Raw genomic sequence first — 26,157 nt, forward strand, 5'->3', positions numbered from 1 at the left:
ACAGATGCGACGGCCTTGTTTGTTTGTGAACGACAATGGAGGTTTCGACCCTTTTTATGTGTGGTATTTGCGGAGAAGTCAGGTTCGACGGTGGTTCGCCGTCAGTTTCGGCAGTCTCGAAAATGGCGGATGTGCTCAGTCCTCGTGGACCGGACGCATCCGGGATTGTGATCCGGGGCAATATCGGTTTCGGACACCGAAGACTAAGAATCCTCGATCTCTCCGAAAAGTCGCAGCAGCCTATGATCGATGCCGATCTCGGCCTGACACTAGTGTTCAATGGCTGCATCTATAATTTTCGCGAATTGCGCACCGAACTGGAACAGAAGGGCTATAAGTTCTTTTCCGATGGCGATACGGAAGTCATTCTCAAGGCTTGGCATGCATGGGGCGAAAATTGTATTAAGCGCTTTCTCGGCATGTTTGCCTTCGCCATCCATGAGCGTGATACGGGCAGAATTATCCTCGCGCGTGACAGGTTTGGCGTTAAACCGCTCTATCTGGCCGAAGTGAACGGTGCCTTGCGGTTCGCATCTTCGCTGCCCGCTCTGGTCAAGGCTGGTGGCATCGACACGTCGATAGACCGCGCAGCCTTGCACAATTACATGAGCTTTCACGCCGTCGTGCCGCCACCGCGCACGATCTATAATGGTGTTCGAAAGCTCCCCCCGGCTACGATCCGCGTCTACGAACCAAATGGCAGTTTCAGCGACAGTATTTATTGGCAGGCGCCTTATCGCCGACTGCCCGGCGACGGCGCATTGAACCGCGAGGAATGGCAGGAGCAATTGCTCGCCATGCTGCGTGTCGCTGTCAAGCGCCGGATGATTTCCGACGTGCCGGTCGGCGTGCTTTTATCCGGCGGGGTGGATTCCAGCCTGATCGTCGGTCTGCTTGCTGAGGCCGGTCAATCGGGCCTGATGAGTTTTTCAGTTGGCTTTGAGGAAGCAAACGGGGAAAAAGGCGACGAATTTGTCTATTCCGATCTGATCGCCGAGCATTTTGGCACCGAACATCATAAGATTTTTGTGCCCTCGGCAGATCTCATGGATGCCCTGCCGGGAACGATCGCGGCAATGTCCGAACCAATGGTGTCCTATGATAATGTCGGCTTCTACCTCCTTTCCAAGGAGGTTTCGAAGCATATCAAGGTTGTCCAGTCGGGGCAGGGGGCAGATGAAGTTTTCGGCGGCTATCACTGGTATCCACCGCTAGTCGATTCCAACGATGTCGTCAGCGACTATGCCAAAGGGTTCCGTGACCGCTCGCATGACGTTCTCGCCACGCAGCTATCGCCGGAATGGATGCCGGAACGTGATTACAGTCAGCAATTTCTCGAAGAATATCTGCTGCAGGATGGCGCCGACACGCCTGTCGACCGTGCCTTGCGGCTTGATACGAATGTGATGCTCGTGGATGATCCGGTCAAGCGTGTGGACAACATGACGATGGCCTGGGGGCTTGAAGCGCGGGTGCCATTTCTGGATCATGAACTGGTCGAGCTTGCCGCCCGCATTCCGCCGGAGGAAAAACTGCGTGACGGCGGCAAGGGTATCCTTAAGGATGTGGCGAGGAAGGTCGTTCCAAGCGAAGTCATTGACCGCAAGAAGGGATATTTCCCGGTGCCGCAACTCAAATATATCGCCGGGCCTTATCTCGATATGCTTCGCGATGCCCTCTCTTCACAAAAAGCGAGGGAGCGCGGACTTTTCCAGCGCGATTATCTTGAACGCCTGTTTGCAAAGCCGTCTGAACACATCACGCCATTGCGTGGTTCGGAACTGTGGCAGGCCGGCCTCCTCGAAATGTGGCTTCAGACCCAGGAGGCATGAAATGCGGAAAACCGGTGAGGTGGATATGACCCGGCAGAAAGCGAAAGGTCGCAAAGCCTTTTCGCACCGTCTTACGCGCTTGCGTACACCTGAAAGCGCAGGCTTTTATCAGGAACATGCGCACGGCCATGACAAGGCGGGAAGCGAAGATCGCAAGCAGGATGTGGTTGTCGATTGCGGCTGGGGTCGACTACTTTTCGCGCAGACCTTCGAGACCAATGAAGCCATAGTGGAAGCATTGCGGGGGGAAGCGCCAGCGAGCCGCGATATCGTCTTTTACGTCAGCGATCCTCATGTACTGCTGTCACTCGCACCACATGAGATATTTCTCGATCCGTCGCATACATACCGGATTGAACTTGCGACCTATCGACCGGGCGGGCGACGGATACGTGGCATCACCATACGTCGCGCAGTCTCCGAAGTGGACGCGGAAGGCATCAACGCCGTCTATGCGGCCTGTGGCATGGTTCAACTGCGTCCCGACTTTTTCTCATCGGAGCGAGACAACCGTGCTGTTACTTATTTCGTGGCTCAGGACGATGCTACCGGCGAAATTGTTGGCACTGTAACGGGCATCGACCATCAGCGCCTTTTTGATGATCCTGATCGCAGTGCTTCGCTTTGGTGTCTTGCAGTTCATCCTCAAGCGCGGCAGCCGGGTATCGGTGAAAAACTGGTGCGAAAACTTGCCGAGCATTTTCAGGCTCGCGGTTTGAGCCATATCGATCTCTCGGTTCTGCATGACAACGAAAACGCCATAAGGCTCTATGAAAAGCTGAAGTTTCGCCGCGTTCCGCTCTTCGCGATAAAGCGTAAGAACGCAATCAACGAGAAATTTTTCGCCTCGCATCTGGAAACCTTCGATGCGCTCAATCCCTATGCTCGCATAATCGTGGATGAAGCGGTGCGTCGTGGTATTCAGGTTGAAATAACCGATGCTGAAGGCGGCTTTTTCCGCCTCTCCTATGGCGGGCGTTCCGTCCATTGCCGTGAGAGCTTGTCTGAAATGACATCGGGTGTAGCGATGTCAATCTGCGACGACAAGGCCGTGACGCGGCGCGTCGTCGAGAAGGCTGGTCTGACAGTGTCGGAGCAGATTGCGGCCGAAGCGGACGATGATGCGCTGGAAGCTTTTCTAAAACGTCACGGCAAGCTGGTGGTGAAACCAGCCCGGGGCGAACAGGGAAGAGGAATTTCTGTTGGCATTTCGACTATGAAAGACCTGCGAACGGCAATTAAACAGGCGCGAACCGTGTGCGACCGCGTGCTGCTAGAGGCGTGTTTTGAAGGCGAGGATCTACGGCTGGTGATTATCGACTACCAACTCGTTGCGGCAGCTGTTCGTCGCCCGCCGCGGGTAGTAGGGGATGGCAAGGCAACCATCCGCAAGCTTATCGAGATACAATCGCGTAGACGCGCTGCGGCGACCGGTGGGGAAAGCTGTATTCCCGTCGATGCGGAAACGAAAAGGTGCCTTGAGGAGCAAGGGTTGTCTCTCGCATCCGTTCTAGAAGACCGCCGCGAGATCACGGTGCGGAAGGCCGCTAATCTTCATGCAGGGGGTACGATCCATGATGTGACCGGAACCGTCCACCCGGACCTGGTTGGCGCAGCATGCGAGGCTGCACGAGCAATCGGCATTCCCGTTGTCGGGATCGATTTCATGGTCAAACAGCCCGAATTGACGGACTATATCTTTGTTGAAGCTAATGAACGTCCGGGGCTTGCCAATCATCAGCCGCAACCCACTGCCGCCAAGTTTGTCGATTTGCTATTCCCAGGTTCAAGATAATAATAGTTTAGAGGAATCTAAACTGCAAAATGTTCGCCGAAAAATTACTCCGGCGAACCTGAAACTATGCAAACTTCAAGCAGTATGATGTAATTTAACCATTGAGGAAATTTAAGCAGAAGTTGTATTCAGCAAATCAATTATTGATTGTAACGGGAAAATTCATTTTTCATTTGGTTTCTGCCTCTATCCCTTTACGACAAGGGCCTTGGGCGAAAGAGGGTGATCGAACCGTATTCACGCCTGAGCGGAAAAGGGCTGAAAATGGACACGCGGGGGCAGAACAGCAAGGATGTGCCGCTGGCAGTCGATCTGGACGGAACTCTGGTTTCGACCGATCTGCTGTGGGAGGGTATTTTTCTTCTTTTGAAGAGGAACATCCTGTTCGTCTTCATGCTGCCGGTGTGGCTGTTCTCAGGCAAGGCATATCTCAAGCGACAGGTGGCTGAGCGCGTAACGCTCGATGCATCGCGACTTCCCTACCGAACCGAGTTTCTGGAATTTCTGCGTAGCGAACATGGGTTGGGGCGGACTTTGGTGCTGGCAACAGCTGCCGCTGAACCGATGGCCAAGGCTGTTGCGTCTGAGCTTGGGATTTTCAGCGCTGTCTATTCAACATCCGGTACGACCAATCTTTCGGCACAGCGCAAGGTTGATCTGCTTGTCGAGCACTATGGGCGACAGGGATTCGACTATGCCGGAAATGATCGTGATGACCTGCCGGTTTTCGATGCAGCCCGACAGGCGATCGTTGTCGCACCTGATCGTGCAGCGGCACATTTTCAGCAACGGACTGGCTGCAAATTTTTCAGTGGCGAAAAACCGACTATTAGAACCTATGTTCGTATGCTGCGTGTTCATCAGTGGCTGAAGAATCTGCTTGTCTTTGTGCCGGCCATTCTGGCGCATGACATATTGAAACCAGACGTGTTGATTGCGTCTTGTCTGGCATTCATCGCCTTCTCTGCTACAGCGTCTGCGATCTATATCGTTAATGATATTGTTGATCTTCCGGTGGATCGAAGACATGCGCGAAAAAATCAGCGCCCTTTTGCAAGCGGACAGATATCCATTCCTTTTGGTCTAAGCGTTGCGTCGCTGTTGTTGATTCTAATGGCTTTCGTCTGTTTCTTCCTTCCACCCGCTTTCACGCTCGCAATTGTCACCTATCTGGTTTTCACAACCGCCTATACCTTCGCTTTGAAGCGCATGTTGTTGGGAGATGTGATTTGTCTCGCGGGGCTTTACAGCCTGCGGCTTTTGGGAGGGTCGGCGGCTGCCTATATTCCGCCATCGTTCTGGCTGATGGCTTTTGCCATGTTCTTCTTTCTGTCGCTGGCACTGGTGAAGCGCTATGTCGAGTTGCAGGGCGCTACAGTGACAGAAAAGGACCGGATTTTGGGGCGAGGCTACCGCCCTGAAGATCGCGATATTATTGGGCAGTGTGGGGTTGCGGCTGCATTTACCGCAGCACTGGTTCTGGCGCTTTATATCAATAGCGATGCCGTCAAGACGCTCTACACCTATCCCTGGCTGATATGGCCGCTCGGTCCGATCGCACTCTATATCAATGTGCGCGTTTGGATATTGGCACATCGAGGCGACATGGATGACGATCCGGTCCTCTTTCTCGCCAAGGATTGGCGCAGCCAGCTAGTTATCGTGCTCGGCGCTGTATTAGTTCTTGTGGCCGGAATGCGCTGATGGAACATGCTTTCGACAGTTTCGGGCGTATTGACCGGCGAAGGCGGCAATACCTTCCGCTGGAGAGACTGGAGACTGGTTTCACGCAGGCCTTGCCGGGCAATGCGAGCCTGTTGCCGTTCGGAAATGGTCGTTCCTATGGCGATAGCTGTCATAATGATGCGAGCTTTCTCGTGCCTATGCAGGTACGAAAAAGGATACTGTACTTCGATCCCGATATGGGATTGCTAACGGCTGAGAGCGGCGTGCTCTTGAGTGAAATCATCGCTCATGTCGCATCGCATGGTTATTTCCTGCCTGTCACACCCGGCACCCAGTTTGTGACGCTCGGCGGTGCCATTGCCAATGACGTTCATGGTAAGAACCATCACCGGCAGGGGACTTTCGGGTGTCATGTTGAGGGGCTGGATCTGCTTCGCTCGGACGGTGTCCATTACAGATGTTCCGATGCGGAAAATATTGACCTGTTCCGGGCCACAATCGGCGGGATGGGACTGACCGGATTAATCCTTCGCGCAACGATCCGGCTCATGCGGGTGGATGGCCTCGACGTCGAAGAAAAGGTTCTGCCTTTCCGCGATCTTGATGCATATTTCGATATGGCCGAGGCGGCGGATCATGAAAATGAATATGCTGTTGCATGGCTCGACCAGCTTTCTAACGGTCGAGGCTTGCTGATGGTCGGTAATCATGTTGCCGCGCCTAATGACGCCATTTCGACAGCCGGGCGGTTTGGCGTGCCGTTTGAATTGCCATTCTCGTTTTTGAACAAGACAAGCCTGTCGCTTTTCAATGCGGCCTATTTCCAGCGCAAGAGGCGACAGGGGACAGCGCGTAGAGTGCCGTATCAAAGCTTCTTCTATCCACTCGACGGCGTCAGAAACTGGAACAGGCTTTACGGTCCGGCAGGGCTTTACCAGCACCAAAGCGTCATTCCCTTCGATGCAGCCCGAAAGGTTATTCCCGCTATGCTTGAGGCAAGCCACCGTGCCGGACAGGTCTCTTTCCTGACTGTGCTCAAGCGTTTCGGGTCAGTAAAATCTCCCGGTCTCATGTCATTTCCGATGCCGGGATATACGCTCACCATGGATTTTCCCAATCGGGGCCATACGACGCTGGCATTGCTGGAGTGTCTGGACCGGATGACAGTGGAGGCCGGTGGTCGTGTCAATCCGTATAAGGACCAAAGGATGAGCGCGGAAGTTTTTGCTGCGAGCTATCCGCTCTGGCGCGATTTCGAGGTTTTTCGCGATAAGGCTTTCAATTCCAATTTCTGGCGCCGCACGGCAGTGATGCTCGGTGCGGCAGGTTAGGAAACGTGATGAAATATATTCCCTTCATCCTGTTCACGGTCATGACAAACGCTGCCGCGCAGTTGATGCTTAAATATGGCATGCTGACGCTCGGACCGATCAGCTTTTCAGCCGAAACCCTGATCCAGCGCATGTTCCAGATTGTCTTCAATCCCTGGATTTTTGCGGGTTTGCTGACCTTCGTGGTCTCGATGGCGTCACATCTTTACGTGCTGTCGAAAGTGGATCTTTCGTTTGCTTATCCGTTCCTTAGCCTTGCTTATGTCGCGGTTGCTCTGTTCGCCTGGCTTTTGTTCAGGGAGGAACTGGGCGCCTACAAGATCGCAGGCATCGCATTCATCTGCATCGGGACAGTGCTGATCGCGCAAAGCGGCAAGCTATCCGAACCGCCAGCGGAAGCCAATGTAAACCAGCAGACGCATAGTTAAACCGGGGCGGTGCGATGAGACATATAATCTTCGGCGGCGATGGATTTGTTGGCCGTTATCTCGCTCCAAAACTCCTTGCTGATGGCCATGAAGTCATTGTCGCGGATATTGTGAAAAGCGATCTGCCGCACTATGCCGATGCCGCCTTTGTTGCGACCGATGTAACCGGTCCGGAAGCGATCCGCAGGCTTGGTATCCACGCAGACGATGTGGTCTACAACCTTTCCGCCAAGATGCTGTCGCCCATTCAGGTTCGGGCAAAGCGGCATGATTTCTTCTTTCCCGTCAACTATTACGGGACGGAAAACATCATCAAGGCAATGGATGCAGCGGGTGCGCACAAGCTTGTCCATTTTACCACGGATATGGTGTACGGGCACACCTATGTCTGGCCGCAGAAGGAAGACCATCCCTGCAAGCCGCTCGGAGAATACGGGTTTTCCAAGCTGAAGACCGAAGAACTTGCCATTGAATGGCGTGAGCGGGGCATGAATATTTCCCTGTTTCGTCCGCGTCTTATCATTGGCCCCGGCCGTCTCGGTATTCTGGAAAAGCTGTTCAAGCTGATTGACTGCAATCTGCCGGTGCCGATGATCGGCTCAGGCAAAAATCCCTACCAGTTTATTTCGGTGTTCGACTGTGCAGAGGCGGCACGGGCTGCTTTCAAGGCTGGCGTTCCCAACGAGGTGTATAATCTCGGTTCGCTCAATCCGCCGCCCGTCCGCAAACTGCTCGGTGATCTGATCAGTCATGCGGGATCAAAATCTATTTTACTGCCAACGCCCGCCTGGGCGGTGAAGCGCACACTGGGCCTACTCGACTGGATGAACATGCCGATCATGGACCCGGAGCAATATCTGATCGCCGATGAAATGTGCGTTCTGGATGTTTCGAAGGGCGAGCGCGAGCTTGGCTGGATACCGCAATATCGTGATGAGGACATGCTGATCGCGGCCTATAGCGAATATCGTAAGAAAATTGGAGCTGCATCGTCGGATGCGCGGGCTTCCGAAACGGCATAGGGGCAGAAATGAAAAAGACGAACACAACGCCTAAGCCGAAGCTGTTGACGGTTGCCGAGGCGAAAGCGCTCGATCTGCCGCGGATGACGGAACTGTTTACCGCTCACCTCAATCCGGGCCAGCTTCACTTCATGAAGCTGCTCGGCTTTCACAAGGTGAAGATCGAACGTGCCGAAGGCATGTATTATTATGACCAGAACGGGCGCCCCATTCTCGATTTCTTCGGCGGATTCGGCTCATTGGCTTTCGGTCACAATCACCCGCGTATTCTGGAAGCAAGGCGTCAATTTCAGGAGGAGATGCGCCACGAGATCGCAATCGCCTTCATGTCCCAATATGCAATCGCTCTCGCTTATGACATTGCGGCCTGTTCGCCGGGCGATCTCGACATGGTCTTCCTCGGGTCTTCCGGCTCGGAAGCGATGGAAGCCGCGATCAAGGTTGCAGAACGCGCCGCAGGTCCGAAAAAGCCCAAGATCGTCTATGCGGAAAATTCGTTCCACGGCAAGACCAAGGGTGTCTTGTCCATAACGGATGGCGGGCTCTATCGTGGGGAGTTCAAGCTGGTCGATAACACTGTGCGTGTACCTTTTGGCGACATTGCAGCCGTCGAGAATGCCTTCTGTTCGGATCCTGAAATCGGGGTGATCGTGCTTGAAACGGTGCAAGGTGGTGGCGGCATCATTCAGGCTGATGCAGAGTTCTGGCAGAAGTTGCGAAGCCTTTGCGACCAGTATGGTGTGATTTGGGTTGCCGATGAAGTGCAATGTGGGTTGGGCCGAACCGGCAAATTTTATGCTTTCGAGCATTATGGCGTCATACCGGACGTCACCGCTCTGGCGAAGTCGCTTGGCGGCGGAAAGACGGCAATGGCCGCTATGATCGTGCGCCGCGACATCTATATGAAAGCTTACGGTACGCCCAAGACGGCGATGATCCATGCAATGGCGACGTTTGGCGGGATCGGCGAAGCCTGTGTCACGTCGATTGAAGCTTTGAACGTGCTCTACGACGAGCATTTGATCGATAATGCAGCCGATGTTGGGGAATATCTTCTGGATCGCCTGCATGAACTGCAGAGCCGCTATCCTGCGCTTTTGAAAGACGTGCGCGGGAAGGGAATGATGGTGGGGCTGGAGTTCCATGATTTCTCACAGACCATGCCGGTCGTGTTGCGACCTGTCCTGGCGATGCTTGATGAAAAACTGAAAGGTTCGCTTCCCGGCTTTATTGGCAGTCATCTGCTGCGCGATCATGGGGTTCTCGTCGCCTTTACCGAGTATAATCGAAACGTCATCCGCCTTGAGCCGCCGCTGATCTGCGGGCGCGACCATGTGGACACGTTCATCAAGGCGCTGGATGAGGTTCTTTCACGCGGTATCGTCCGGATTGTGCGGGATTTCGTCAAAGCCCAGATCAAATGAGTTGCTGACTACGGGACCAGGCCGGGGCGAAGCAGCAAATCCCAACAGGGGTTCAAGGCGACGACAGCGCGATCCCGTAGCGCTTCGGCATATATTTTCTGCAAGGCAAGGCGATTGGTCGTTGTCGGACATTTCGGGCGCAATATGCCGTCGGTTGCTTCTACGGCAGCTTTCGTTTCCTTGGATAACGCTGGGACGGTGCGGAAGGGATCGGCGCCGATCTGGATATGCCGCGTCGCGTCGCGATCCAGTATCCATGCAAACGGATTGACGAAGTCGAGCGACATGATGCTTTGCAGACGGACGTTGTTTTGGGTTTCGAAGGATTTCAGATCCTTCACCATCTGGTTGGCAGAAATGAGCCAGTACACCTGGAAATCGATTTCGGAATAAAGCTGCCAGCTGGGCAGTTGGCCCCGCGCCGCCAGTGCGTCATAGGCTGCATTGTTCTCCGGGTAATGGGTTTCGAAAAGCTCTGCCCGTTGCAGAAAGTCGGGCCGAGTCAATACCTGCCCGAGGTTCTTCAATTCCGGTAAGGGCGGTTGCACATAAGTTGGGGCGACGGCAACGGCGCGCAGGGTACGGTGCGCCACCTTGGTGAATGTAGGGATGACACAGAAGGCAGCCAACACGACGAAGGCGATTTTGAGCTTCTCTGGGCCAGCATTCACCCGCTGAAAGATCATAAGCAGTATGGGCCACAGGAATATGAATTCCTGGCTTCCGGTGTTCTGCGTTTCCAGGATGACACCGCCCAAAAGACCAATGGCGAGCCAGACAGAGCTCCGGTCGAAAAAGGCGTTTTGTTCATCGGATTGGCGCTGTTCATACCAGTAAAGGGCCAGAACAAGGATCGCTGTCGGTAGAATAACGTCCAGTTTCAATGATATGACGGTCAGGAATCGTGGGAGCAGGGCTTCCTCGTTCAATGTGACCAATGTAGCAATATCGTGAATATATCCGCTGATAATCCCATTATGCAGCTCAAGGGCAAGCAGAAATGCTGCGGTAGCGGCGGCGGCCAGCAGAACATTGCGGATTGAGATTCGTCCAGCGAGGAGCACCGCAAGCCCGAACAGTCCGCCTGCGAGAAAGCCCGTTACTTTCATCAAAAACAAGGCGAGCATCACCGCCGCACAAAAGAGCGCGAGCTTTGTGCCGTTGCGCATAAACAGCAGTCCGCACATCAGCACGTAGAGCAGAAGCGATGTGTGGCGGTTATAAATGCCAAACCCATCCAGTCCGGGATAGGGATAAAAGCTTTGTGTATTGGCTGGAAAGATCGCGAAAACCAGAAATGGAACAAGGATCAGAAGTCCGGTTGTTCGATTGTGGGGGCGAATCTCTGTCACTACCCACGCCATCAGAGGGGCTGCAACGGCAAATATTGACCATTGAGCAAGCAAAAGCGGTTGCGCTTGCGGGAATAGGGCGTGCCCCCATGCGAACAAATAATAGCCAAGCGGACCGACAGGAGTGGAGAAATCCACGCCGGGAACCTGGCCCATTCTTATCCGCTGGGCTGCGTCGAAATAGATATAGCTGTCCCAATACATCGGCCCAATAGGGGCATTGAGCCTGAATGACAGAAGCGCGATCAGCAGAACCAGAACAAAACCCAGCCAGAACACAGGTGCCCATAGCAGCGACGGTCTGGCCGATTTGAAGGTCTTGTTGACGAACATTGGAACCCCGCTCCCTCCTGCATCACGCGCACAAATTACCTGCAAACCCTTAAAACTACTGAAATAGTCACCGGGGAGTCCGATTGGGCGCAAATTTTCGATATGTGTAAAGAGTTCCAGAAAAGAGAACGCCCACTGCACTGGGAGGAGGAGTGTGCAGTGGGCGAATCTATAAAGCGCGATTGGGAGGAGGAGTATCGCGCTTTGGGTTCGGTTTTTGGGAGGAGGAGTAAAACCGAACAAGCCCAAGATAGGAACAAGGGCAGCTGCTTACAAGGGGCAACGCTGCAATGGAGATATGCATTTTTGGGTAGCTAAAAAAGAAACCGCCCCGCAGCGGTCTAGCGCGCTGGGGCGGTACTCCCTCCTCCAAGTGAGAGGAACAATAACCGTGCTTATGGAGAAAGCAACCCCCTAATAGAACTCTATAATTTTCAGAAAATACTGAAACTTGTGTAGAGGTATTGAATATACTCTTTCAGGCCTCACCCGGCTTAAGAGCATTTTGATTGCACAAGGGGACTGAACTATACCCGATCTTTAACAGTGTTGGGTCGAGCAGCTGAAAACGCGGAAAAGTTCGTTGAAACAAGGGCTTCTCAACCATTGGCTGATATTGTTCACCAGATTTTCAAGTGCGTATGCAGATTGTCTATTTATTTTCGTCAAAGCTGTGAGTAAATTCCGCCATCTTCCTCGATTGGGGGCTTTCGGGGGAGATATGCCGCCTCAGCGCGTTCATCCGCTGCGAGGCGGTTTTCATTTGGGTCTGCTGAAAGTGCATATCAGCAATGCAAGCTTGTTGATTGAGCCGGCCGACCAGGCGGGTTAGTGAAATATGTCCGGTTCACTCCTCCTCCCAAGAACCGGACCTTAAGCGCGATACTCCTCCTCCCAGTCGCGCTTTACAGATTAAGCCCACAATGCTCTTCTCCTCCCGAGCATTGTGGGCTTTTCCATGTCGTGGTCACGTAATTTTTCAGGCTGGAACGCATTGTTAGTTCCAGAATCGGCGCTAACGTTCCATTTTCACTGTGCGTGCACTCCTGAGAGCTCGCCCGCCTCGCGCCCCTAAGCCCCCCGCCCAAACGCGAGGCGGTTCCTTTGAGCGGAACCTTTCAAAAATTTATATTCCCGTGCTTCATTCAGGGATTATTCTCACTGAAATAGGGCTGTGTTCGAAGATAGAAGAAAGCGATCAGAAAGATCGTTGTTGCTTCGTTGGGTTATACTCATTCGCTACGCCGGTTGACGGGCTCATGAAGGTTCTTCCTGGCACATATTGTTCATAGAATTCTTGGCGTAGTACTGACAATACCAGAAACTGATTCAGTTGACCCCGGGAGGTTCCAGTAGTTAGAAGAACTATTCTTTAAAAAGAACGAGACGAATTTCTATGGTTTTCCGCTCGCTGTAAGGTATTCTTGTTTCACGGATAAATAAAAATGTATTATAAAAATATAATACATTACGTAGCGTCATATTTGATTGGAATTTAAGTTTATATTTTCTGCGTCGTCTTCTGTGGATGAGCGAAGAAACGACAATAATCGATCCGAATATCCGTTTACAATCAACAATAAGCTGAGTCGCTTTCTAGCTGAAGGCGACTTCGGCTGTTCAAGTGGCACAATGTTCGTGTCCGAAGGCTACGGTATCGGCCCGAAAATCGGAGATCGGTTGTCAGAAAGCACGGTGCGTAGATTTGGACGTTTAGAGTGTCCTTTGTACGTCCATAATGGCGCTCTAATGACTCGCTGATAGTTATCTCTGATCGTTAAAAGGGACCGTCTGCTCAGTTATTGGAACCGTTCGAGCTTCAGAAATTAACCATCTATTAACCATTACGCATATAGACCGGATAAACCGTTTTTTAACCAAGATGAATCAAGTGCTAACACAGTCTCGTCCAATCCGCTTGAAAGGGAGATCCTTTCTTGCGCTGGTACTCTCGCCTGAATTGCCCCTCGATGGCTGGCTTGACAAGCTGGACGATCTTGCAGCCCGTTCAGTAGGGTTCTTTCTGAATCGCCCGATCGTTCTCGATCTGGAGAATGTTTCGATTGAGCGTCCACAACTGGTTCAGTTGCTTGAGGATCTGGTTAAACGTGGTGTCTGGATTACGGGCTTCGAAAATGCGCGGCCTTCTCTTTTAGGTCCTGGTATGCCGCCCGCAATGCGCGGTGGGCAGCCTGCAGCAGATTTCGACCCGGAGATCACGGAGCAGAAACCGCAGGAGCGTGCACCGGTTACCGCCGCGTCGGTACAACTCGTCAAGGCTGTTCCGTCCATGGTCGTTACCGAGCCGGTCCGGTCAGGCCAGTCGGTCTATTTCCCAGACGGCGATGTAACGATTGTCGGCTCTGTCGCATCAGGCGCTGAAGTAGTGGCTGGTGGCTCGATCCATGTATATGGCGCGCTGCGCGGTCGTGCGATGGCCGGAACAGCTGGAAATGCCGATGCGCGCATTTTCTGTCGCAAAATGGAGGCAGAGCTTGTCGCCATCGACGGCCTCTACAAGACGGCCGAAGACATGGAGAGCAGATTGCGTGGACAGGCCGTCCAGCTCTGGCTCGACGGCGACTACATGATGGCAGAAACGCTGAGCTAGCATGCCCAAAAGCTGAGAAGCTTTGAGCAAAGCAGATTTCAATCGGATTTAAGGCACTTTTGAGTGTCGTAAAAGAAAAGCAGAGCACTTCATATCCCGGGTAACGAATGCTCTGGAGGCGCGCGGGAGATACAGGAGACAAATATGGCAAAAGTGATTGTTGTAACTTCCGGTAAGGGTGGCGTTGGCAAAACCACCTCGACCGCTGCAATTGGCGCTGCGCTGGCGCAACGCGGCGAGAAGACAGTCGTTATCGACTTCGATGTCGGTCTGCGTAACCTCGACCTTGTCATGGGAGCAGAACGCCGCGTTGTGTTCGATCTGGTCAATGTCATTCAGGGTGATGCGAAGCTTCCGCAGGCTTTGATCCGCGACAAGCGCCTTGAGACACTGTATTTGCTGCCTGCTTCACAGACGCGAGATAAGGATAACCTGACTATCGATGGTGTCGACCGCGTCATGGAAGATCTCAAGAAAGAGTTCGACTGGATCATTTGCGACAGCCCTGCCGGGATTGAACGTGGTGCCACGCTCGCCATGCGTCACGCGGATATGGCCGTGGTCGTCACGAATCCTGAAGTGTCGTCGGTGCGCGATTCCGACCGCATCATCGGCTTGCTGGATGCCAAGACACTCAAGGCCGAGCGTGGCGAACGCGTGGAAAAGCATCTTCTGCTGACCCGTTATGACCCCGTGCGCGCCGAGCGCGGCGACATGTTGAAGGTCGATGACGTTCTCGAAATTCTGTCCATCCCGCTTTTGGGTATTATCCCGGAAAGCCAGGACGTTCTGCGGGCATCCAATATTGGTTCTCCCGTAACGCTTGCCGATCAGCGCAGTGCGCCTGCATTGGCTTATCTCGACGCAGCCCGCCGCCTCGCCGGTGAAGAAGTGCCGATGACTGTTCCATCCGAAAAGCGCGGCCTTCTGGGTAAACTTTTCGGAAGGAGAGCGGCATGAGCCTGTTTCGTTTCTTCAGCAAGCCTGCTTCCGCGCCGCAAGCGCGCGAACGGTTGCAGGTTCTGCTTGCCCATGAAAGGGCGTCACACGAACATTCTGATCTTGTTGCGGTATTGCGAGAGGAAATTCTCGCCGTTATCGCCAAACATATCCAGATTGATCGCGACAAGGTCAGCGTGAAAATGGATCGGGGCGATCAGATGTCGACGCTCGAAGTCGATATAGAACTTCCGTTGAAGACGAAAGCGAAGGTGCGGGCAGCCTGATTAATGCCAAATTTGCGGATAGCCGAAAGAGATGGAGGGAAAAACCATGAACCGCGGTGCACTTCTCACCAGATTGAAGGAGCTTCAGGAGCTTCCAAAGTTTCAGAAGCGGGATATCTGTACCATCAGCGCTTTCTTGCAGCTTGAGGCACTGGCAGAACATGTCAGGGTTTGTGAAGAGGCAGCAGGCGTTGCACAAACGGGGCAGGATCATTGATCCTGCCTTATTTCTTGTAAAGTTCAGCTTTATCGAGCGCTCCAGCCCCTCGGCTTAGGCAGGCAGATCAGGGTTGCCGTTTTTACGGCACGGCAAAAAACATCTGCAAATAGCAGCCGAGGAAGACAAGGGCGATCAGCGCCGCGATGAGGAACAGGAGCTTCATTCATCATACATCGCCCAATCCCTGTTCACGTTCAAGAAAACAGATGGTGATTGATGAGGCCAGTGAAGAAAATCCTTCTCTATCCCATTGTTTCAATGGGGTTTTTGGAAGTGGCGGCTTGCCTTATTTGTTTGAGATGGGTGCAAGCTCTTGTCGTGCTGTCGTCAAAACCGCCTGTGTCAGGCTTGCAAGCCTGTCAGCCGCAAGGCGGTTGACCTGCCAGAATAAAGGAATATCCAACGGTGTGTCCGGGATCAATTCGATGAGCTTGCCTGATTGCAAATGGTCACCGATCAACTGCATTGGATTCATCCCCCATCCCATACCTGATAGGCTTGCATCGACAAAAGCCTGTGTCGAGGGTAGCCAATGCGTCGGGCACGCTATGTCGGTTCTGAGGGCGGTGCGCACCCACTGATCCTGCAACCTGTCTTTCTGGTTGAATGTCAGAGCCGGGGCCCTGGCGATAGCATCGCGGGTTATTCCACCGGGAAAGTGGCGAGCGACGAAATCTGGTGATGCCGTGGCGCGATATTGGAGAATACCAAGCGGCGTCAGACGGCAGCCCTGAACCGGTTTGGACAGGGAGGTTACGGCAGCAACGACGCGTCCGCGCCGCAGCCATTCGGCAGTGTGATCCTGATCGTCTACCGCAATGTTGAAGAGATATTCCGATGATGTGCTGAAATGCGAAATCGCTTTCAGAAACCATGTGCCGAGACTATCGGCATTGGTCGCTATATGAAGCGTTACGCGCTGTGCGGTATTTTCACTGCCGGACAATCCCGGCAATTCCGCCAGAAGTTCGCGCTCCAGCATGCCCACCTGCTCGATATGACGGCATAGCCAGTCGCCTTTCTCAGTGGCCGCGCAAGGAGAGCCTCGCTCGATGAGTACGGCACCAAGCCGCTCCTCGAGATGCTTGACGCGTTGGGAAACGGCCGATGGGGTTACGTTCAGTGCCCGCGCGGCCTTCTCAAAACTGCCTGTCTGAACCACCATCGCCACGGCTTTCAGGGCGGAATAGTCGATCATTAGTACTCCTAAACTGAAGTTATCAGATTTAACTATTCTAACTTTCTAACTTCCGGTATCCAAGTGCCAACTGAACCCCATATGGCGACTATTTATGAATCCTTCGGTCTATATAACCGGTCTTACCATGGGCCTCACCCTCATTGTTGCCATCGGCGCGCAGAACGCCTTTGTCTTGCGGCAAGGACTGCGCGATGAGCATGTGTTCGCCGTAAGTCTTGCTTGTGCCGTATCGGATGCCATCCTGATCCTGATCGGTGTCACGAGCTTCCAGAAGATCGCGGCCATCATGCCTGCGCTTGATCCCATCATGCGATATGGCGGTGCGGCTTTTCTGATCTGGTATGGCGCGCGCAGCCTCTATTCCGCTTTTACCTCGTCGGCAGTTCTGGCCACTGCGAATGGGGCGTCCGTGAGCCTCACCAAGACGCTTGCAACCTGTCTGGCGCTGACATGGCTCAATCCGCATGTCTATCTGGATACTGTCGTGCTGCTCGGAACGATCTCTACACAGTTTCCCGGTTTGGAAACGTCATTCGCGGCAGGGGCGATCACCGCGTCCTTCGTGTTTTTCTTTTCGCTTGGTTTCGGTGCCCGGTGGTTGCGCCCGATTTTCGCCCGCCCGTCGTCTTGGCGCATTCTTGAAGGCATCATTGCCGTTACGATGTGGTCAATTGCATTGAAGCTTGTGGTCGGCCTGTGACGATTTCAGGATAAGTAAACTAAAATGCCGGATACGTTTTCTGCATCCGGCATTTTATCTTTTGAAAGCATGATATCTAGAGACCCATGGCCTTCAGTTCCTGAAGCGGAGGGATCGTTTCGTACATGACGGGGTCAAGGCGGTCCCAGATGATACCGCAGGTTGGCTTGTGCGGGTCCTTCACCTCGATTGTTCGGGTGGGGGTGAAAATCACGTCAGCAACCGTGTCATAGACATCCGGCGTGAGTTTTTCGCTCAGAACCTGACAGTCATGCACCACAGCCGCTGCTGGCGTGGCTGCGGTGATGCGACCCAAACGGTAAAGCATGCCCCATTCGGCATCGAAGAAACCATGTCCTTTGCCAAAACGGACCCCTTCGAGATTGATCGCGCCGGTGCCGGTGACCATGTAGTCTACGACTGGCATGGCTGAGATATCTTTCAGCGTTACCGGCTGTCCCACACGCTCCATGCCGTCGAGCGTCGAGGCGTAAAGATAATGGTCCGGCGAAATCAGCTTCGGATCGAGAACCCAGAAGCCGCGCTTGATGGAATATGTGGTTATCAGAACAGTCTTGCCGTCTTTCAAAGCTTGAAGACGCAGGCGGTCGAGACAATTATCTGGCGTGATGAAGATGAAATCGGCATTCTGGTAATACCGATGGCTTGTCAGGCGGGCGACCGCCTCCTCGCCGCCTTCAAAATCCGCGATGAACTCACCAAAGTCGAAATGGAAACGGCTATCCGGAACAGCGACCTTGCGCAACTCGCTCCAAACACGTTCGCGAACGGAAGCTTTGTGATCGGTGATTTCCATGGGGACTCCTTGCATTTTAGTCTGCCGGGCTCATGCCCCGGCGGGCGAGCACGCGGTGCTCGCAGAGGGCTACGATTTGATAGAAAAAGACGGACAGCATCACGGACACCACGGCAACGGCCCAGATCATGCCGTAGTCGAGATATCCGCGTGACTGGTTGAGAAGGTTTCCTAGCCCCGTACCTGTTGCCAGCCATTCGGCGATCATGACACCAAGCAAAGCGCGGGGTACGGCAAGGCGAATGGCAGCGAAGAGAAAGGGCAGGGAAGCGGGCACGGAAACCAGACGGATTTGTGTCCAGATGCTCGCACCATAGGCGCGAGGTACGTCCAGAGCGCCGCGAGGAACCAGTGCCATGCCCTGCGCCATGGTTACGAAGGCAGGGAAGAATGTCACTGAGACTGTGATCCAGAGGATGACGGACGGGCCGCGTCCTAACAATAAAACGAGCAGGGGCGTCAGGGCGACGAGCGGCATTGTCTGTGTGACAAGGGCGACAGGCATGAATCCGCGCACGATGGCAGGCTTGGCGACTGAGCCGATGGCGAGCGCAAAGGCGAAAAGGATGCCTGCTGCCATGCCCAGAAAGGTAAGCGGCAAAGTCTGCGAAAGCGCTGTCAGCAATTTTGCCTGTGCGGGAGCTGCCGACGGAGCGAGGAAAAGATAGTCGAACAGTCCTACTGGCGTTTTGGCAATCATGGCCGGGGTTCCCATGGCAACAAGCAGCAGCCACCACAAAGCGAACGGAAGCGCGATCGAACAAACAACAAGAACAAAATTTAGGCCGCGAGAGCCGCGTGGGGCAGCGTTCGGAGCGCTGGTTGGGACGGTGATGGCCTTGGTGCTGCCGGTCAGCATTTTTGCAAGAATGGAAAAGAGCGTATAGGCCAATCCCGCAAGCAAGGTAGCACACAGGCCGATACCCCAGAGCCGGGTCGGTTCAGCTCGTCCGAGAGAGCCGATCAGATAGGCGCCGAGACCGAAACGTCCGCCGCCGCCAAACTCGGCCAGAATGGAGCCCAGAACTGCATTCGGAGCAGCAATTCGCAGACCGGCAAGGATTGACGGCAGGGCGGATCGTAATTGCGCAAGACGCAGCACTTTCCATTGGTTGCCGCCATAGGCGCGAACGATATCTATCATACGGCGGTCGGTCTGGCTGATGCCGGTCACGGTGGCGGCCATAGTGATGAAATAACAACCGAGTGCTGCGAGCGTGATACGCGGCGTCATTCCTGAAAAAGTCAATACCAGAATGGGAGAGATCGCAATCGGAGGCAGTGCAAAAATCGCGATGTTGACGCCACGTCCCAGTTTAGCAGCAGTTGGAAAGAGTGCGAACAGAATACCCGCAGCAACGGCAACAAGGTTGCCGATGACAAAGCCAGCGCCCGCCCCGTGAAGGGTCGCCAGTATGTGAGCCGGGTAGTCGGCACGGTCGATCCACAGACGGGCCAGGATCGCTGAAGGCGCGGGCAAGGCACCGCCTGCGATCAGGGAAAAGCGGCCGCATATCTCCCAAGCTGTGACAAGAATAATCCAGTTGCGCAAGGCAGAGAGGCGGTTCGATGGCTTTATGTCAGCCATGCAGAGCCTCCGCGACGGCGTCCTCCAGCGCATGGAATTGCGGTGTGCTGAATATTTCGGGGCTGCGTGGGCGTTCCAGCGGAATATCGATGATCTGCGCGATGCGCCCAGGGCGACTATGCATCACCACGATTCGGTCGGCGAGGAAAACCGCTTCGTCGATGCCATGGGTAACGAGCAGGGTGGTCGCCTTGCTTTCAAGCCAAATGCGTTGAAGCTCGATGTTCATCTGGCGGCGCAATATCTGGTCAAGTGCACCGAAAGGCTCGTCGAGAAATAGAACGCGTGGATCAGTAACCAGAGAACGGGCAATTGCCACACGCTGGCGCATGCCACCTGAAAGCTCACCTGGAAGCGCCTTCTCGAAGCCTTTGAGGCCAACAAGGGCGATCAATTCGGCAATCCGCTCAGCCTTTTCCGGCCGAGACAAGCCGAGAACGTCCAGCGGCAATGCAATATTGTTTTCGACACTGCGCCAGGGCATAAGCGCCGCATCCTGAAAAGCGACGCCGGTCAGTCCGGCTTTCGCAGCCTTGACAGGGCTTTTGCCCATGACGGAAACCGAGCCGCTGTCGGGTTGGTCGAGACCGAGTGCCAGCCGCAACATGGTCGACTTGCCACAACCGGACGGCCCGATAAGTGCGGTGAACGAGCCGGTCGGGCATTCAAGCGAGACATCGGATAATGCAATTACATTCGTGCCGCGCCCTGAAAATGAGCGCGTCACATTTTCAAGTTTGATCCCGGACATCTCAGGCATCAAATCTCTTCAAGAAGCGTTGTGTCGAAATGATCGCGTTTGGCGGCAATACCGATAGCGCCGAGCGCCTTGATTGTGTTTTCGATGGCTTCTTCGCTCATGGAGAACACACCATTCGGCGACTCGATCAGCGGCTTTTGTGCGGTGTTGAAATAGACTTCATTTTCGATTGACCGACCCGTGCCCTTGAACCAGGTGTCGGCAAATTTCGGCGGATAGGCTGCCGGGTCCTTGAGGTTTTCATCCCAGCCCTTGCGGCTTGCCCGAAGGAAAGCAACGATATCCTTGCGTTTTGCCTTGAGTGTTTCTTCCGTCACGACAACCGTATCGTTGAAGATTGTAAAGCCGAAATCATAGAGCAAAAAGGAAACAGCTTCTTCGCCTGCCTGCTTAATGGTGAAAGGAACATTGGTCGTAAAATCGAGCGAAGCGTCAATTTCCCCCTTGATGAGCGGCGTCGGATCATAGGCGTAAGGAACGATGTTGACCTGAGAAGGCTCGATGCCCGAAATCTTCAGCATGGCTTCAACCGAGATAACGTTGACCGGCGGTACAGCCAGCGTCTTGCCGATCAGATCCTTTGGCTCCTTGATAGGGTTCTTGGCGAGCGAAATAATGCCGATGGGATTCTTCTGATACTGGGCGCCGATGATTTTGAAAGGTGCGCCCTGTTCGACGATAGCCTTGATCGTCGTATCGGGGGTGGTAAGGGTCAGATCGGCCTTGCCAGCGATGATCGTGCTTTCCGGAATGACATCGGGACCACCGGAGATATAGTTCAGATCAAGACCTTCTTCGCGATAGAAGCCCTTATCGGCTGCAATGAAATAGCCGCTGAATTCCGCGTCATTGATCCAGGAGGCCTGAAAGTTGAACGGTGTATCCGCGGAGGCAAAACGGCTCATAGCTGGCAGAGCGGCTGCGACGCCCATAAGTCCGAGAAAACGACGGCGATCCAGGGCAATATTCATTGAATTTTCCTTTGGTGCTGAATTTGTCAGGCAATGCCGCGCATGCGCGCAAGCTCACGCAGGGGCGGAATGGATTGGATTTCTTCGGCTGAAACGTCGTTCCAGCGAATACCGCGCGGCCTGCGACGGTTGCGTGTTATCTCGATGAAGCGGCTGGGCGTGGCAATGAAGTCGAGAGCAATATCGTTCTCCGATATGTTGAGGCGCTCTTCCACGATCTGTACGTCATGCACGGCTGCCGCAATGAGAGACTGCTCGTCGGCAAGACCCAGATCCGTGAACATGCCCCATTCCAGATCGAAGAACGCGTGGCCTTTGCCAAAGCGAACTCCATCGATGGAAACAGCGGATGCGCCAGTCGCAATGACATCAAAACGACCGATATGGGTCAGGTCTTCGAGACTGACCGATCGACCGAAATGTTCCATACCGTCAAGCCAGGCTGCGGCTTTCTCCAACCCCGGGGGAACGGATCCCGGTTCCAGCAGGAGAAAGCCGCGCTGCATGCCGTAGGTCGGCATGATGAATGGTGTACCCGACATGATCAGGCGACGGCGCAACTCGATCATGGAATTATCTGGCGTCACAAAAACCAATTTGGCTTTCGCAATCCCTTCGATCGCCAGCAAGCGATCCGTAGCTGCCTCTACACCTTCAAAGTCCGGTATGAATTCCGAGAATTTGAAGTGGAAGCGTGCATCAGGGCGGGCGACATCTTTCAGTCGATCCCAGATGCGCTGCCGTATACTGCGGGAATACGCCATGGAGATTCCATGAATTTCAATGTTTCATTATCAATGAAACAAATGTTTCAGTATTGCAAGAGGCGATGATAAGCTTTTTTAGTGCACAGAGAGATTCGGAATAAACGCACATGGCTTCACGTCTGGTACTGCGCATACAGGAGCGCTACGCAAAGCTCACGGCAGGCGAGCAGAAAATCGCGCAGCTCGTTCTCGAGCGTGAGGATGACATTCTGATTCATTCCGCTACCGAAATCGCGGAGATGGCCGGCGTATCCAAGGCAACCACGGCTCGCTTTTTTCAGCATCTGGGCTATGCCGATTTCAATGAGGTGAAACTCCAGGCGCGTGAGGAGCGCAATCGCACCGAACCTTTTGAATATTCGAGTACGGTTGACGAAGAAGTACCGCTGGTGCGTACCATCAGCGCGCATCTCGATATGGAGATCGCTAATATAACCCGAACATTCGAGGCGCTTCGCTCAGACAAGATGCGTGAAGCTGCCGAACTTATCGCAGAAGCGCCGCGTGTCTGGGTCGTCGGGGTCGGTGATGAGGAAGGGTTCGCGCGTTATGCGAGGCTTTTATTCTCGAGGTTGCGGCACAGCGTGATGATCCTCGGTATCAACCAGGGTTCGTGGGCTGAAGATCTTGCCATGACAGGTCCAAAAGATGTGTTGTTATTGATTACGCTGCCGCCGCATCGGGCATTGTTGAAACAAATTCTGGGTTATGCGGCTACGAGCCGGTTGAATATTGTGACCATTACGGACCGTGGATCGGTTTCGGAAGCCCAGCGTTATGCGCGCGTCGTGCTGCCGTGTCATGTAGACAGCTTCGCATTGGGAGCATCTTATACCGCCGTCAGCAGCGCCATTCGGCTTCTCGCTTTGACCTATGCTTCGCATGCAGGCAAATCGGCGCAACAGCGGTTGGAGATCGTCGCCGGTATTCACGACGAGCTTGACGACATGGATTGAAGCTCTGCCGCTCAGTTGTTCCGGACGTGCTCGGGACGGAAGCCGACCCCGATCAACCTGCCCGCCAAATGTGCAAGAATGGGCCAGCGTGCGAGGTGGCGCATAAAAGCGGGTGGCCCATCGCGCCTAGTGTCATTTGTTTCGCGCTTGCGGCGATCGCTGCGCATCATCAGTTGCAGCTTCTGCGTTGCCTTTGTTGGAAAACGACGCCGTGCTTCGACTGCCGCAAGATATGAAGACAGTGCTCTGTTTTTCTTAAGCGGTTCTGCCAGAATATTTGCAGCAGCAACGGCATCCTGAACAGCGAGATTGACCCCGAAACCGCCGATAGGTGACATGGCATGGGCAGCGTCGCCTATGCATAGAAGTCCCGGTTTCCACCACGTCTTAAGCCGGTCGATGCGTACACTCAGCAGGTGCACATCTTCCCAGGTGCGTATTTCGTCCATTCGATCCGCAGGCAATGGGGATGCTTTCGCAACCGCTTCCCTGAATACGTCGAGCCCTTTCTGTTTCACCTCGGCAAAAGTTTGCTTGCGGAGAACGTAACCGCATTGCCAATAGTCGCCGCGATCAACCATGATGAAACCTTGCCGGGGACCGCCATGGCCCATCGTATAGGGTGGATCATTGGGAGCGTGAGACAGTTTCATCCAGAGAATTTCGCTTGGCGAGCCAAAATTTTCGACCTCCAGACCGGCTTTTGTGCGGACCACAGAGTTTCGCCCGTCTGCACCCACGACAAGTTTGGCATCAATCCTGATCGTTTCATCGGGTGTTGTCGCAAGAAGGCCGGTGACACTCCCGTTCTGTTCGATCAGATCGACTACCTTGGCAGACATGATGAGCCTGAAGTTCGAATATTTCTCGGCTTCGCGCGCAATATAATCGAGAAACTCCCGCTGCGGCATGAAAGCGATGAATCGGCACTGGGCAGGAATCTTCGAGAAATCGGCTATCGTGATGTCCTGACCTCCGATCTCTGCATGCAACCGATGCGCCTTTGTATGAGGCAAATCCAGGAGCCCGTCCAGCAAGTCGAGTTCATGCATGACCTGAAGGGTGGATGGGTGAATTGTATCACCGCGAAAATCACGCAAAAAATCGGAATGTTTCTCTAGAACAGCGACATTAACGCCTGCGCGCGCCAGCAGCAGGCCCAGCATCAGTCCTGCCGGCCCGCCACCGGCTATAGCGCAACCGGTTTCAATACGACTGCTATTCGGCGTAACTGGTTGCATCATGACATATCCACTCGATCATATTTGTATTGTGTAGATGACATAAAAAGACCGGCGCTCTCAGTAGGTCAACTGCCGGCTGGAAGCCTATGGGACAATACAGATCAAAACATGGATTAAATTATCAAGTTTGGTGATTTTGTCTTCCGTTCGAAGGCTGCTCGACAGCATGAGCGCAAAGAAACCCCGACCTAAATGGAGCGGGGTTTCTGAATATCAATCATGTTCTGACGACTTACTTTTGAATTTGCGCAGCCGATTGCTTGATCGCTGTCGTGATCTGCTGACAGAACGGTTCCACGCTCTTGCCCGAAGTCTTGGCAAATTCTTCGACGTCGGTTTCCTGGCCCATTGACTGGACGACACCCTTCTTTCCTGCTTCACGCGTCTCATCAAGCCCAGCCTTGTCGGCAGGGGCCTGCATCAAGTTCATGATCGACTTTTGGCCGTCAATATCTTCCTGGGTGGCAAAGCCTTTGTCTTTACAATATTCGACAATGCCAAGTTGATTTGTTGCGGCCTTGTATAAGTCTTCAGGTGAAATTTTCTGCGTACCTTGGGCTATTGCGTTTCCGCTGGTAATAACCGTCAGCATCAAGGTGTATACGCCTACATTTTTCATGATAAAAACCTTTCAATAATCGGTTCGACCCCCGAAGAAAGGCATAAAGATCATAAAGGCGGACGTGAAATAAACTGGAGGAAAGCGCTTTAACATTTTTTGACCTATTCGCTCTTTCCATTTTGAGTTTGTATCTAACCGAGCGTGTGCGGTTTGCTTTTACCAAGTTGTCGTTCACGGAAGACAGAAAATAATCCGGCGCTGACAACGATCACTGCACCCGTGATGATGTTCCATGTCAGTTGTTCGCGAAATACCGTAACCGCGATAAATGCGCCTATAACGAGCTGGAGATAGGTGAGTGGCTGCACTTCTCCTGCCTCCAGAATTTTGTAAGCGCGGATGAGAAAGTAATGGCTTGCAATGCCGCAGGCACAAAGGGCAGCCATCCAGAACCAATCGGTCTGTGCGATCGGCATCAGATAGAAGCTGCCGACAAATGTCAGGGTTACGGCTCCTGTCACACCAGTGTAGAAAAAGCTGGTCATCGTATCGTCACTCTGGCTGACAGCGCGCGTGGCAACGGCGTAAACGGCAAACATAACCATCGCTGCCACCGGAAGAAGCAGGCTTGTGTCGAACTTCGCAGTCACAGGGTTAATAATCAGCAAGACTCCGACCAGCCCGATGGCGATCGCCGTCCAGCGTCTCCAGCCAACCTTTTCACCAAGAAATGGCACGGAGAGCATCGTCACTAATAGCGGTGCGCCTTGAAAGATCGATTGCGCCGTTGCCATGCCCGCGCGACTAAGAGCGAATATGAACGTCACGATTTCGGCGGCAAGCAGGACGCCGCGAAAAAGTTGCAGGAATGGCCGTTTGGTTGCAGCGGCTTTAGCGATGCCCCCGGAGCGAGCGGCGAGCAGCAAAACGAACGCGGCAAAGACCCAATAGCGGATCATCGTTATGAGTATCGGCGAATAATGTGTGCCAAGATACTTCGAAATACCATCCTGCGTTGCAAAAATGGTAACCGCGAGAAGTGTGAAGAGATAGCCTTGGCCTTTGCGTGTCATGGCGCACTCATATCGAGGCAGTTACGGGTGTGCCACTCATAAATTCTGAAATGCGCATATAGTATGAGCACTCCCGTATTTTTGCGATGAAACACGAGTGCGATGACTACGGGCCCCCGTAACGATGTTCGAGATATGGTTATGCTCTCAGCCAAAAACGAATGAAAGATGCTGCGATACTTGCGGCGCGTTTATCTTATCAGAAGCGTAATTCCTTGAATTCAATGAGTTTTATCTTTGATGGCTGGACATTTTCCA

At 53.6% G+C, this 26,157-nt stretch carries 24 protein-coding genes; 14 read left to right on the top strand and 10 right to left on the bottom strand.

The window, feature by feature from the left end; genetic code table 11:
• Positions 1–56 precede the first annotated feature (56 nt).
• The 7 genes from JNC70_RS04245 to JNC70_RS04275 all read left to right on the top strand — a co-directional run bounded on the left by JNC70_RS04245 (position 57) and on the right by JNC70_RS04275 (position 9,518).
• Positions 57–1,832: an N-acetylglutaminylglutamine amidotransferase gene (locus JNC70_RS04245; RefSeq protein ID WP_104755722.1), complete on the top strand. Its 1,776-nt coding sequence runs from the start codon at positions 57–59 to the stop codon at positions 1,830–1,832.
• Between the two features lies 1 nt (position 1,833).
• Positions 1,834–3,627, top strand: a complete 1,794-nt coding sequence (gene ngg / locus JNC70_RS04250; protein ID WP_104755578.1) for an N-acetylglutaminylglutamine synthetase — start codon at positions 1,834–1,836, stop codon at positions 3,625–3,627.
• A 264-nt stretch (positions 3,628–3,891) separates the two neighbouring features.
• The gene (locus JNC70_RS04255; protein WP_104755577.1) at positions 3,892–5,331 is read left to right on the top strand and encodes a UbiA family prenyltransferase; all 1,440 of its coding nucleotides are present in this window, start codon (positions 3,892–3,894) and stop codon (positions 5,329–5,331) included.
• A complete protein-coding gene (locus JNC70_RS04260; RefSeq protein ID WP_104755576.1) occupies positions 5,331–6,644 on the top strand; it encodes an FAD-binding oxidoreductase in 1,314 nt (437 codons plus the stop codon). The genes JNC70_RS04255 and JNC70_RS04260 overlap by 1 nt, the downstream gene beginning before the upstream one ends.
• 8 nt (positions 6,645–6,652) lie before the next feature.
• Positions 6,653–7,072, top strand: coding sequence for an EamA family transporter (locus JNC70_RS04265; RefSeq protein ID WP_104755575.1), 420 nt, complete (start codon positions 6,653–6,655; stop codon positions 7,070–7,072).
• Positions 7,073–7,086: 14 nt separating this feature from the next.
• On the top strand, positions 7,087–8,094 hold the full coding sequence (locus JNC70_RS04270) for an NAD-dependent epimerase/dehydratase family protein (RefSeq protein WP_104755574.1): 1,008 nt from the start codon (positions 7,087–7,089) through the stop codon (positions 8,092–8,094).
• 8 nt (positions 8,095–8,102) lie between these two features.
• Positions 8,103–9,518, top strand: a complete 1,416-nt coding sequence (locus JNC70_RS04275) for an aspartate aminotransferase family protein (RefSeq protein WP_104755573.1) — start codon at positions 8,103–8,105, stop codon at positions 9,516–9,518.
• A gap of 8 nt (positions 9,519–9,526) precedes the next feature.
• Here JNC70_RS04275 and JNC70_RS04280 read toward each other — a convergent pair whose 3' ends face one another.
• Positions 9,527–11,203, bottom strand: coding sequence for a hypothetical protein (locus tag JNC70_RS04280; protein ID WP_104755572.1), 1,677 nt, complete (start codon positions 11,201–11,203; stop codon positions 9,527–9,529).
• Positions 11,204–11,786: 583 nt separating this feature from the next.
• On the opposite strand from JNC70_RS04280, the gene JNC70_RS04285 reads away from it, so the two are divergent.
• The 5 genes from JNC70_RS04285 to JNC70_RS04305 all read left to right on the top strand — a co-directional run bounded on the left by JNC70_RS04285 (position 11,787) and on the right by JNC70_RS04305 (position 15,257).
• Positions 11,787–12,035: a hypothetical protein gene (locus tag JNC70_RS04285; RefSeq protein ID WP_146097105.1), complete on the top strand. Its 249-nt coding sequence runs from the start codon at positions 11,787–11,789 to the stop codon at positions 12,033–12,035.
• Positions 12,036–13,085: 1,050 nt separating this feature from the next.
• Positions 13,086–13,814: a septum site-determining protein MinC gene (gene minC, locus JNC70_RS04290; RefSeq protein ID WP_104755571.1), complete on the top strand. Its 729-nt coding sequence runs from the start codon at positions 13,086–13,088 to the stop codon at positions 13,812–13,814.
• Between the two features lie 144 nt (positions 13,815–13,958).
• Positions 13,959–14,774: a septum site-determining protein MinD gene (gene minD, locus JNC70_RS04295; protein WP_104755570.1), complete on the top strand. Its 816-nt coding sequence runs from the start codon at positions 13,959–13,961 to the stop codon at positions 14,772–14,774.
• The gene (gene minE, locus JNC70_RS04300; protein WP_006468449.1) at positions 14,771–15,040 is read left to right on the top strand and encodes a cell division topological specificity factor MinE; all 270 of its coding nucleotides are present in this window, start codon (positions 14,771–14,773) and stop codon (positions 15,038–15,040) included. The genes minD and minE overlap by 4 nt, the downstream gene beginning before the upstream one ends.
• 46 nt (positions 15,041–15,086) lie before the next feature.
• A complete protein-coding gene (locus JNC70_RS04305) occupies positions 15,087–15,257 on the top strand; it encodes a hypothetical protein (RefSeq protein WP_010660937.1) in 171 nt (56 codons plus the stop codon).
• A 289-nt stretch (positions 15,258–15,546) separates the two neighbouring features.
• On the opposite strand, the gene JNC70_RS04310 is transcribed toward JNC70_RS04305, so the two are convergent.
• Complete coding sequence (locus tag JNC70_RS04310; protein WP_104755569.1) at positions 15,547–16,458, bottom strand: LysR family transcriptional regulator ArgP; 912 nt, start codon at positions 16,456–16,458, stop codon at positions 15,547–15,549.
• Between the two features lie 94 nt (positions 16,459–16,552).
• On the opposite strand from JNC70_RS04310, the gene JNC70_RS04315 reads away from it, so the two are divergent.
• Positions 16,553–17,161, top strand: a complete 609-nt coding sequence (locus JNC70_RS04315) for a LysE/ArgO family amino acid transporter (RefSeq protein ID WP_104755568.1) — start codon at positions 16,553–16,555, stop codon at positions 17,159–17,161.
• A gap of 76 nt (positions 17,162–17,237) precedes the next feature.
• Here the strand turns inward: JNC70_RS04315 and JNC70_RS04320 are convergent, their stop codons facing one another.
• From JNC70_RS04320 to JNC70_RS04340, 5 genes are read right to left on the bottom strand one after another with little or no spacing between them, the layout of a single operon-like run.
• Positions 17,238–17,978, bottom strand: a complete 741-nt coding sequence (locus JNC70_RS04320) for a 5-formyltetrahydrofolate cyclo-ligase (protein WP_104755567.1) — start codon at positions 17,976–17,978, stop codon at positions 17,238–17,240.
• A 16-nt stretch (positions 17,979–17,994) separates the two neighbouring features.
• A complete protein-coding gene (locus JNC70_RS04325) occupies positions 17,995–19,566 on the bottom strand; it encodes an ABC transporter permease (RefSeq protein WP_104755566.1) in 1,572 nt (523 codons plus the stop codon).
• Positions 19,559–20,326 carry an ABC transporter ATP-binding protein gene (locus JNC70_RS04330; RefSeq protein WP_104755565.1) on the bottom strand — a complete coding sequence of 256 codons (768 nt, stop codon included), beginning with the start codon at positions 20,324–20,326 and terminating at the stop codon, positions 19,559–19,561. Before JNC70_RS04330 ends, JNC70_RS04325 begins: the two co-directional genes overlap by 8 nt.
• The gene (locus JNC70_RS04335; RefSeq protein ID WP_104755564.1) at positions 20,326–21,297 is read right to left on the bottom strand and encodes an ABC transporter substrate-binding protein; all 972 of its coding nucleotides are present in this window, start codon (positions 21,295–21,297) and stop codon (positions 20,326–20,328) included. Before JNC70_RS04335 ends, JNC70_RS04330 begins: the two co-directional genes overlap by 1 nt.
• Positions 21,298–21,323: 26 nt before the next feature.
• Positions 21,324–22,061, bottom strand: a complete 738-nt coding sequence (locus JNC70_RS04340) for a 5-formyltetrahydrofolate cyclo-ligase (protein ID WP_104755563.1) — start codon at positions 22,059–22,061, stop codon at positions 21,324–21,326.
• Positions 22,062–22,171: 110 nt separating this feature from the next.
• Here JNC70_RS04340 and JNC70_RS04345 point away from each other — a divergent pair, with 110 nt between their 5' ends.
• Entirely contained in the window at positions 22,172–23,020 is an 849-nt protein-coding gene (locus tag JNC70_RS04345; RefSeq protein WP_104755562.1) for a MurR/RpiR family transcriptional regulator, read from the top strand.
• 11 nt (positions 23,021–23,031) lie between these two features.
• Here JNC70_RS04345 and JNC70_RS04350 read toward each other — a convergent pair whose 3' ends face one another.
• The 3 genes from JNC70_RS04350 to JNC70_RS04360 all read right to left on the bottom strand — a co-directional run bounded on the left by JNC70_RS04350 (position 23,032) and on the right by JNC70_RS04360 (position 25,899).
• Positions 23,032–24,264 (bottom strand): FAD-dependent oxidoreductase, encoded by a 1,233-nt coding sequence (locus JNC70_RS04350; RefSeq protein WP_104755561.1) that lies wholly within the window; start codon positions 24,262–24,264, stop codon positions 23,032–23,034.
• Positions 24,265–24,496: 232 nt separating this feature from the next.
• Positions 24,497–24,883: a hypothetical protein gene (locus JNC70_RS04355; protein ID WP_146097104.1), complete on the bottom strand. Its 387-nt coding sequence runs from the start codon at positions 24,881–24,883 to the stop codon at positions 24,497–24,499.
• A gap of 134 nt (positions 24,884–25,017) precedes the next feature.
• The gene (locus tag JNC70_RS04360; RefSeq protein WP_104755559.1) at positions 25,018–25,899 is read right to left on the bottom strand and encodes a DMT family transporter; all 882 of its coding nucleotides are present in this window, start codon (positions 25,897–25,899) and stop codon (positions 25,018–25,020) included.
• Positions 25,900–26,157: the final 258 nt, after the last annotated feature.

It is taken from the genome of Brucella oryzae (assembly GCF_041929965.1).
Classification (GTDB): Bacteria; Pseudomonadota; Alphaproteobacteria; order Rhizobiales; family Rhizobiaceae; genus Brucella; species Brucella oryzae.

Coding starts and splice junctions, on each gene's coding strand:
- minE (WP_006468449.1), top strand. CDS start 14,771: ATGAGCCTGTTTCGTTTCTTCAGCAAGCCTGCTTCCGCGCCGCAAGCG.
- JNC70_RS04270 (WP_104755574.1), top strand. CDS start 7,087: ATGAGACATATAATCTTCGGCGGCGATGGATTTGTTGGCCGTTATCTC.
- JNC70_RS04360 (WP_104755559.1), bottom strand. CDS start 25,899: ATGACACGCAAAGGCCAAGGCTATCTCTTCACACTTCTCGCGGTTACC.
- JNC70_RS04335 (WP_104755564.1), bottom strand. CDS start 21,297: ATGAATATTGCCCTGGATCGCCGTCGTTTTCTCGGACTTATGGGCGTC.
- JNC70_RS04315 (WP_104755568.1), top strand. CDS start 16,553: ATGAATCCTTCGGTCTATATAACCGGTCTTACCATGGGCCTCACCCTC.
- minC (WP_104755571.1), top strand. CDS start 13,086: ATGAATCAAGTGCTAACACAGTCTCGTCCAATCCGCTTGAAAGGGAGA.
- JNC70_RS04245 (WP_104755722.1), top strand. CDS start 57: ATGTGTGGTATTTGCGGAGAAGTCAGGTTCGACGGTGGTTCGCCGTCA.
- minD (WP_104755570.1), top strand. CDS start 13,959: ATGGCAAAAGTGATTGTTGTAACTTCCGGTAAGGGTGGCGTTGGCAAA.
- JNC70_RS04355 (WP_146097104.1), bottom strand. CDS start 24,883: ATGAAAAATGTAGGCGTATACACCTTGATGCTGACGGTTATTACCAGC.
- JNC70_RS04255 (WP_104755577.1), top strand. CDS start 3,892: ATGGACACGCGGGGGCAGAACAGCAAGGATGTGCCGCTGGCAGTCGAT.
- JNC70_RS04260 (WP_104755576.1), top strand. CDS start 5,331: ATGGAACATGCTTTCGACAGTTTCGGGCGTATTGACCGGCGAAGGCGG.
- JNC70_RS04350 (WP_104755561.1), bottom strand. CDS start 24,264: ATGATGCAACCAGTTACGCCGAATAGCAGTCGTATTGAAACCGGTTGC.
- JNC70_RS04275 (WP_104755573.1), top strand. CDS start 8,103: ATGAAAAAGACGAACACAACGCCTAAGCCGAAGCTGTTGACGGTTGCC.
- JNC70_RS04265 (WP_104755575.1), top strand. CDS start 6,653: ATGAAATATATTCCCTTCATCCTGTTCACGGTCATGACAAACGCTGCC.
- JNC70_RS04340 (WP_104755563.1), bottom strand. CDS start 22,061: ATGGCGTATTCCCGCAGTATACGGCAGCGCATCTGGGATCGACTGAAA.
- JNC70_RS04330 (WP_104755565.1), bottom strand. CDS start 20,326: ATGCCTGAGATGTCCGGGATCAAACTTGAAAATGTGACGCGCTCATTT.
- ngg (WP_104755578.1), top strand. CDS start 1,834: ATGCGGAAAACCGGTGAGGTGGATATGACCCGGCAGAAAGCGAAAGGT.
- JNC70_RS04325 (WP_104755566.1), bottom strand. CDS start 19,566: ATGGCTGACATAAAGCCATCGAACCGCCTCTCTGCCTTGCGCAACTGG.
- JNC70_RS04280 (WP_104755572.1), bottom strand. CDS start 11,203: ATGTTCGTCAACAAGACCTTCAAATCGGCCAGACCGTCGCTGCTATGG.
- JNC70_RS04305 (WP_010660937.1), top strand. CDS start 15,087: ATGAACCGCGGTGCACTTCTCACCAGATTGAAGGAGCTTCAGGAGCTT.
- JNC70_RS04320 (WP_104755567.1), bottom strand. CDS start 17,978: ATGGAAATCACCGATCACAAAGCTTCCGTTCGCGAACGTGTTTGGAGC.
- JNC70_RS04310 (WP_104755569.1), bottom strand. CDS start 16,458: ATGATCGACTATTCCGCCCTGAAAGCCGTGGCGATGGTGGTTCAGACA.
- JNC70_RS04345 (WP_104755562.1), top strand. CDS start 22,172: ATGGCTTCACGTCTGGTACTGCGCATACAGGAGCGCTACGCAAAGCTC.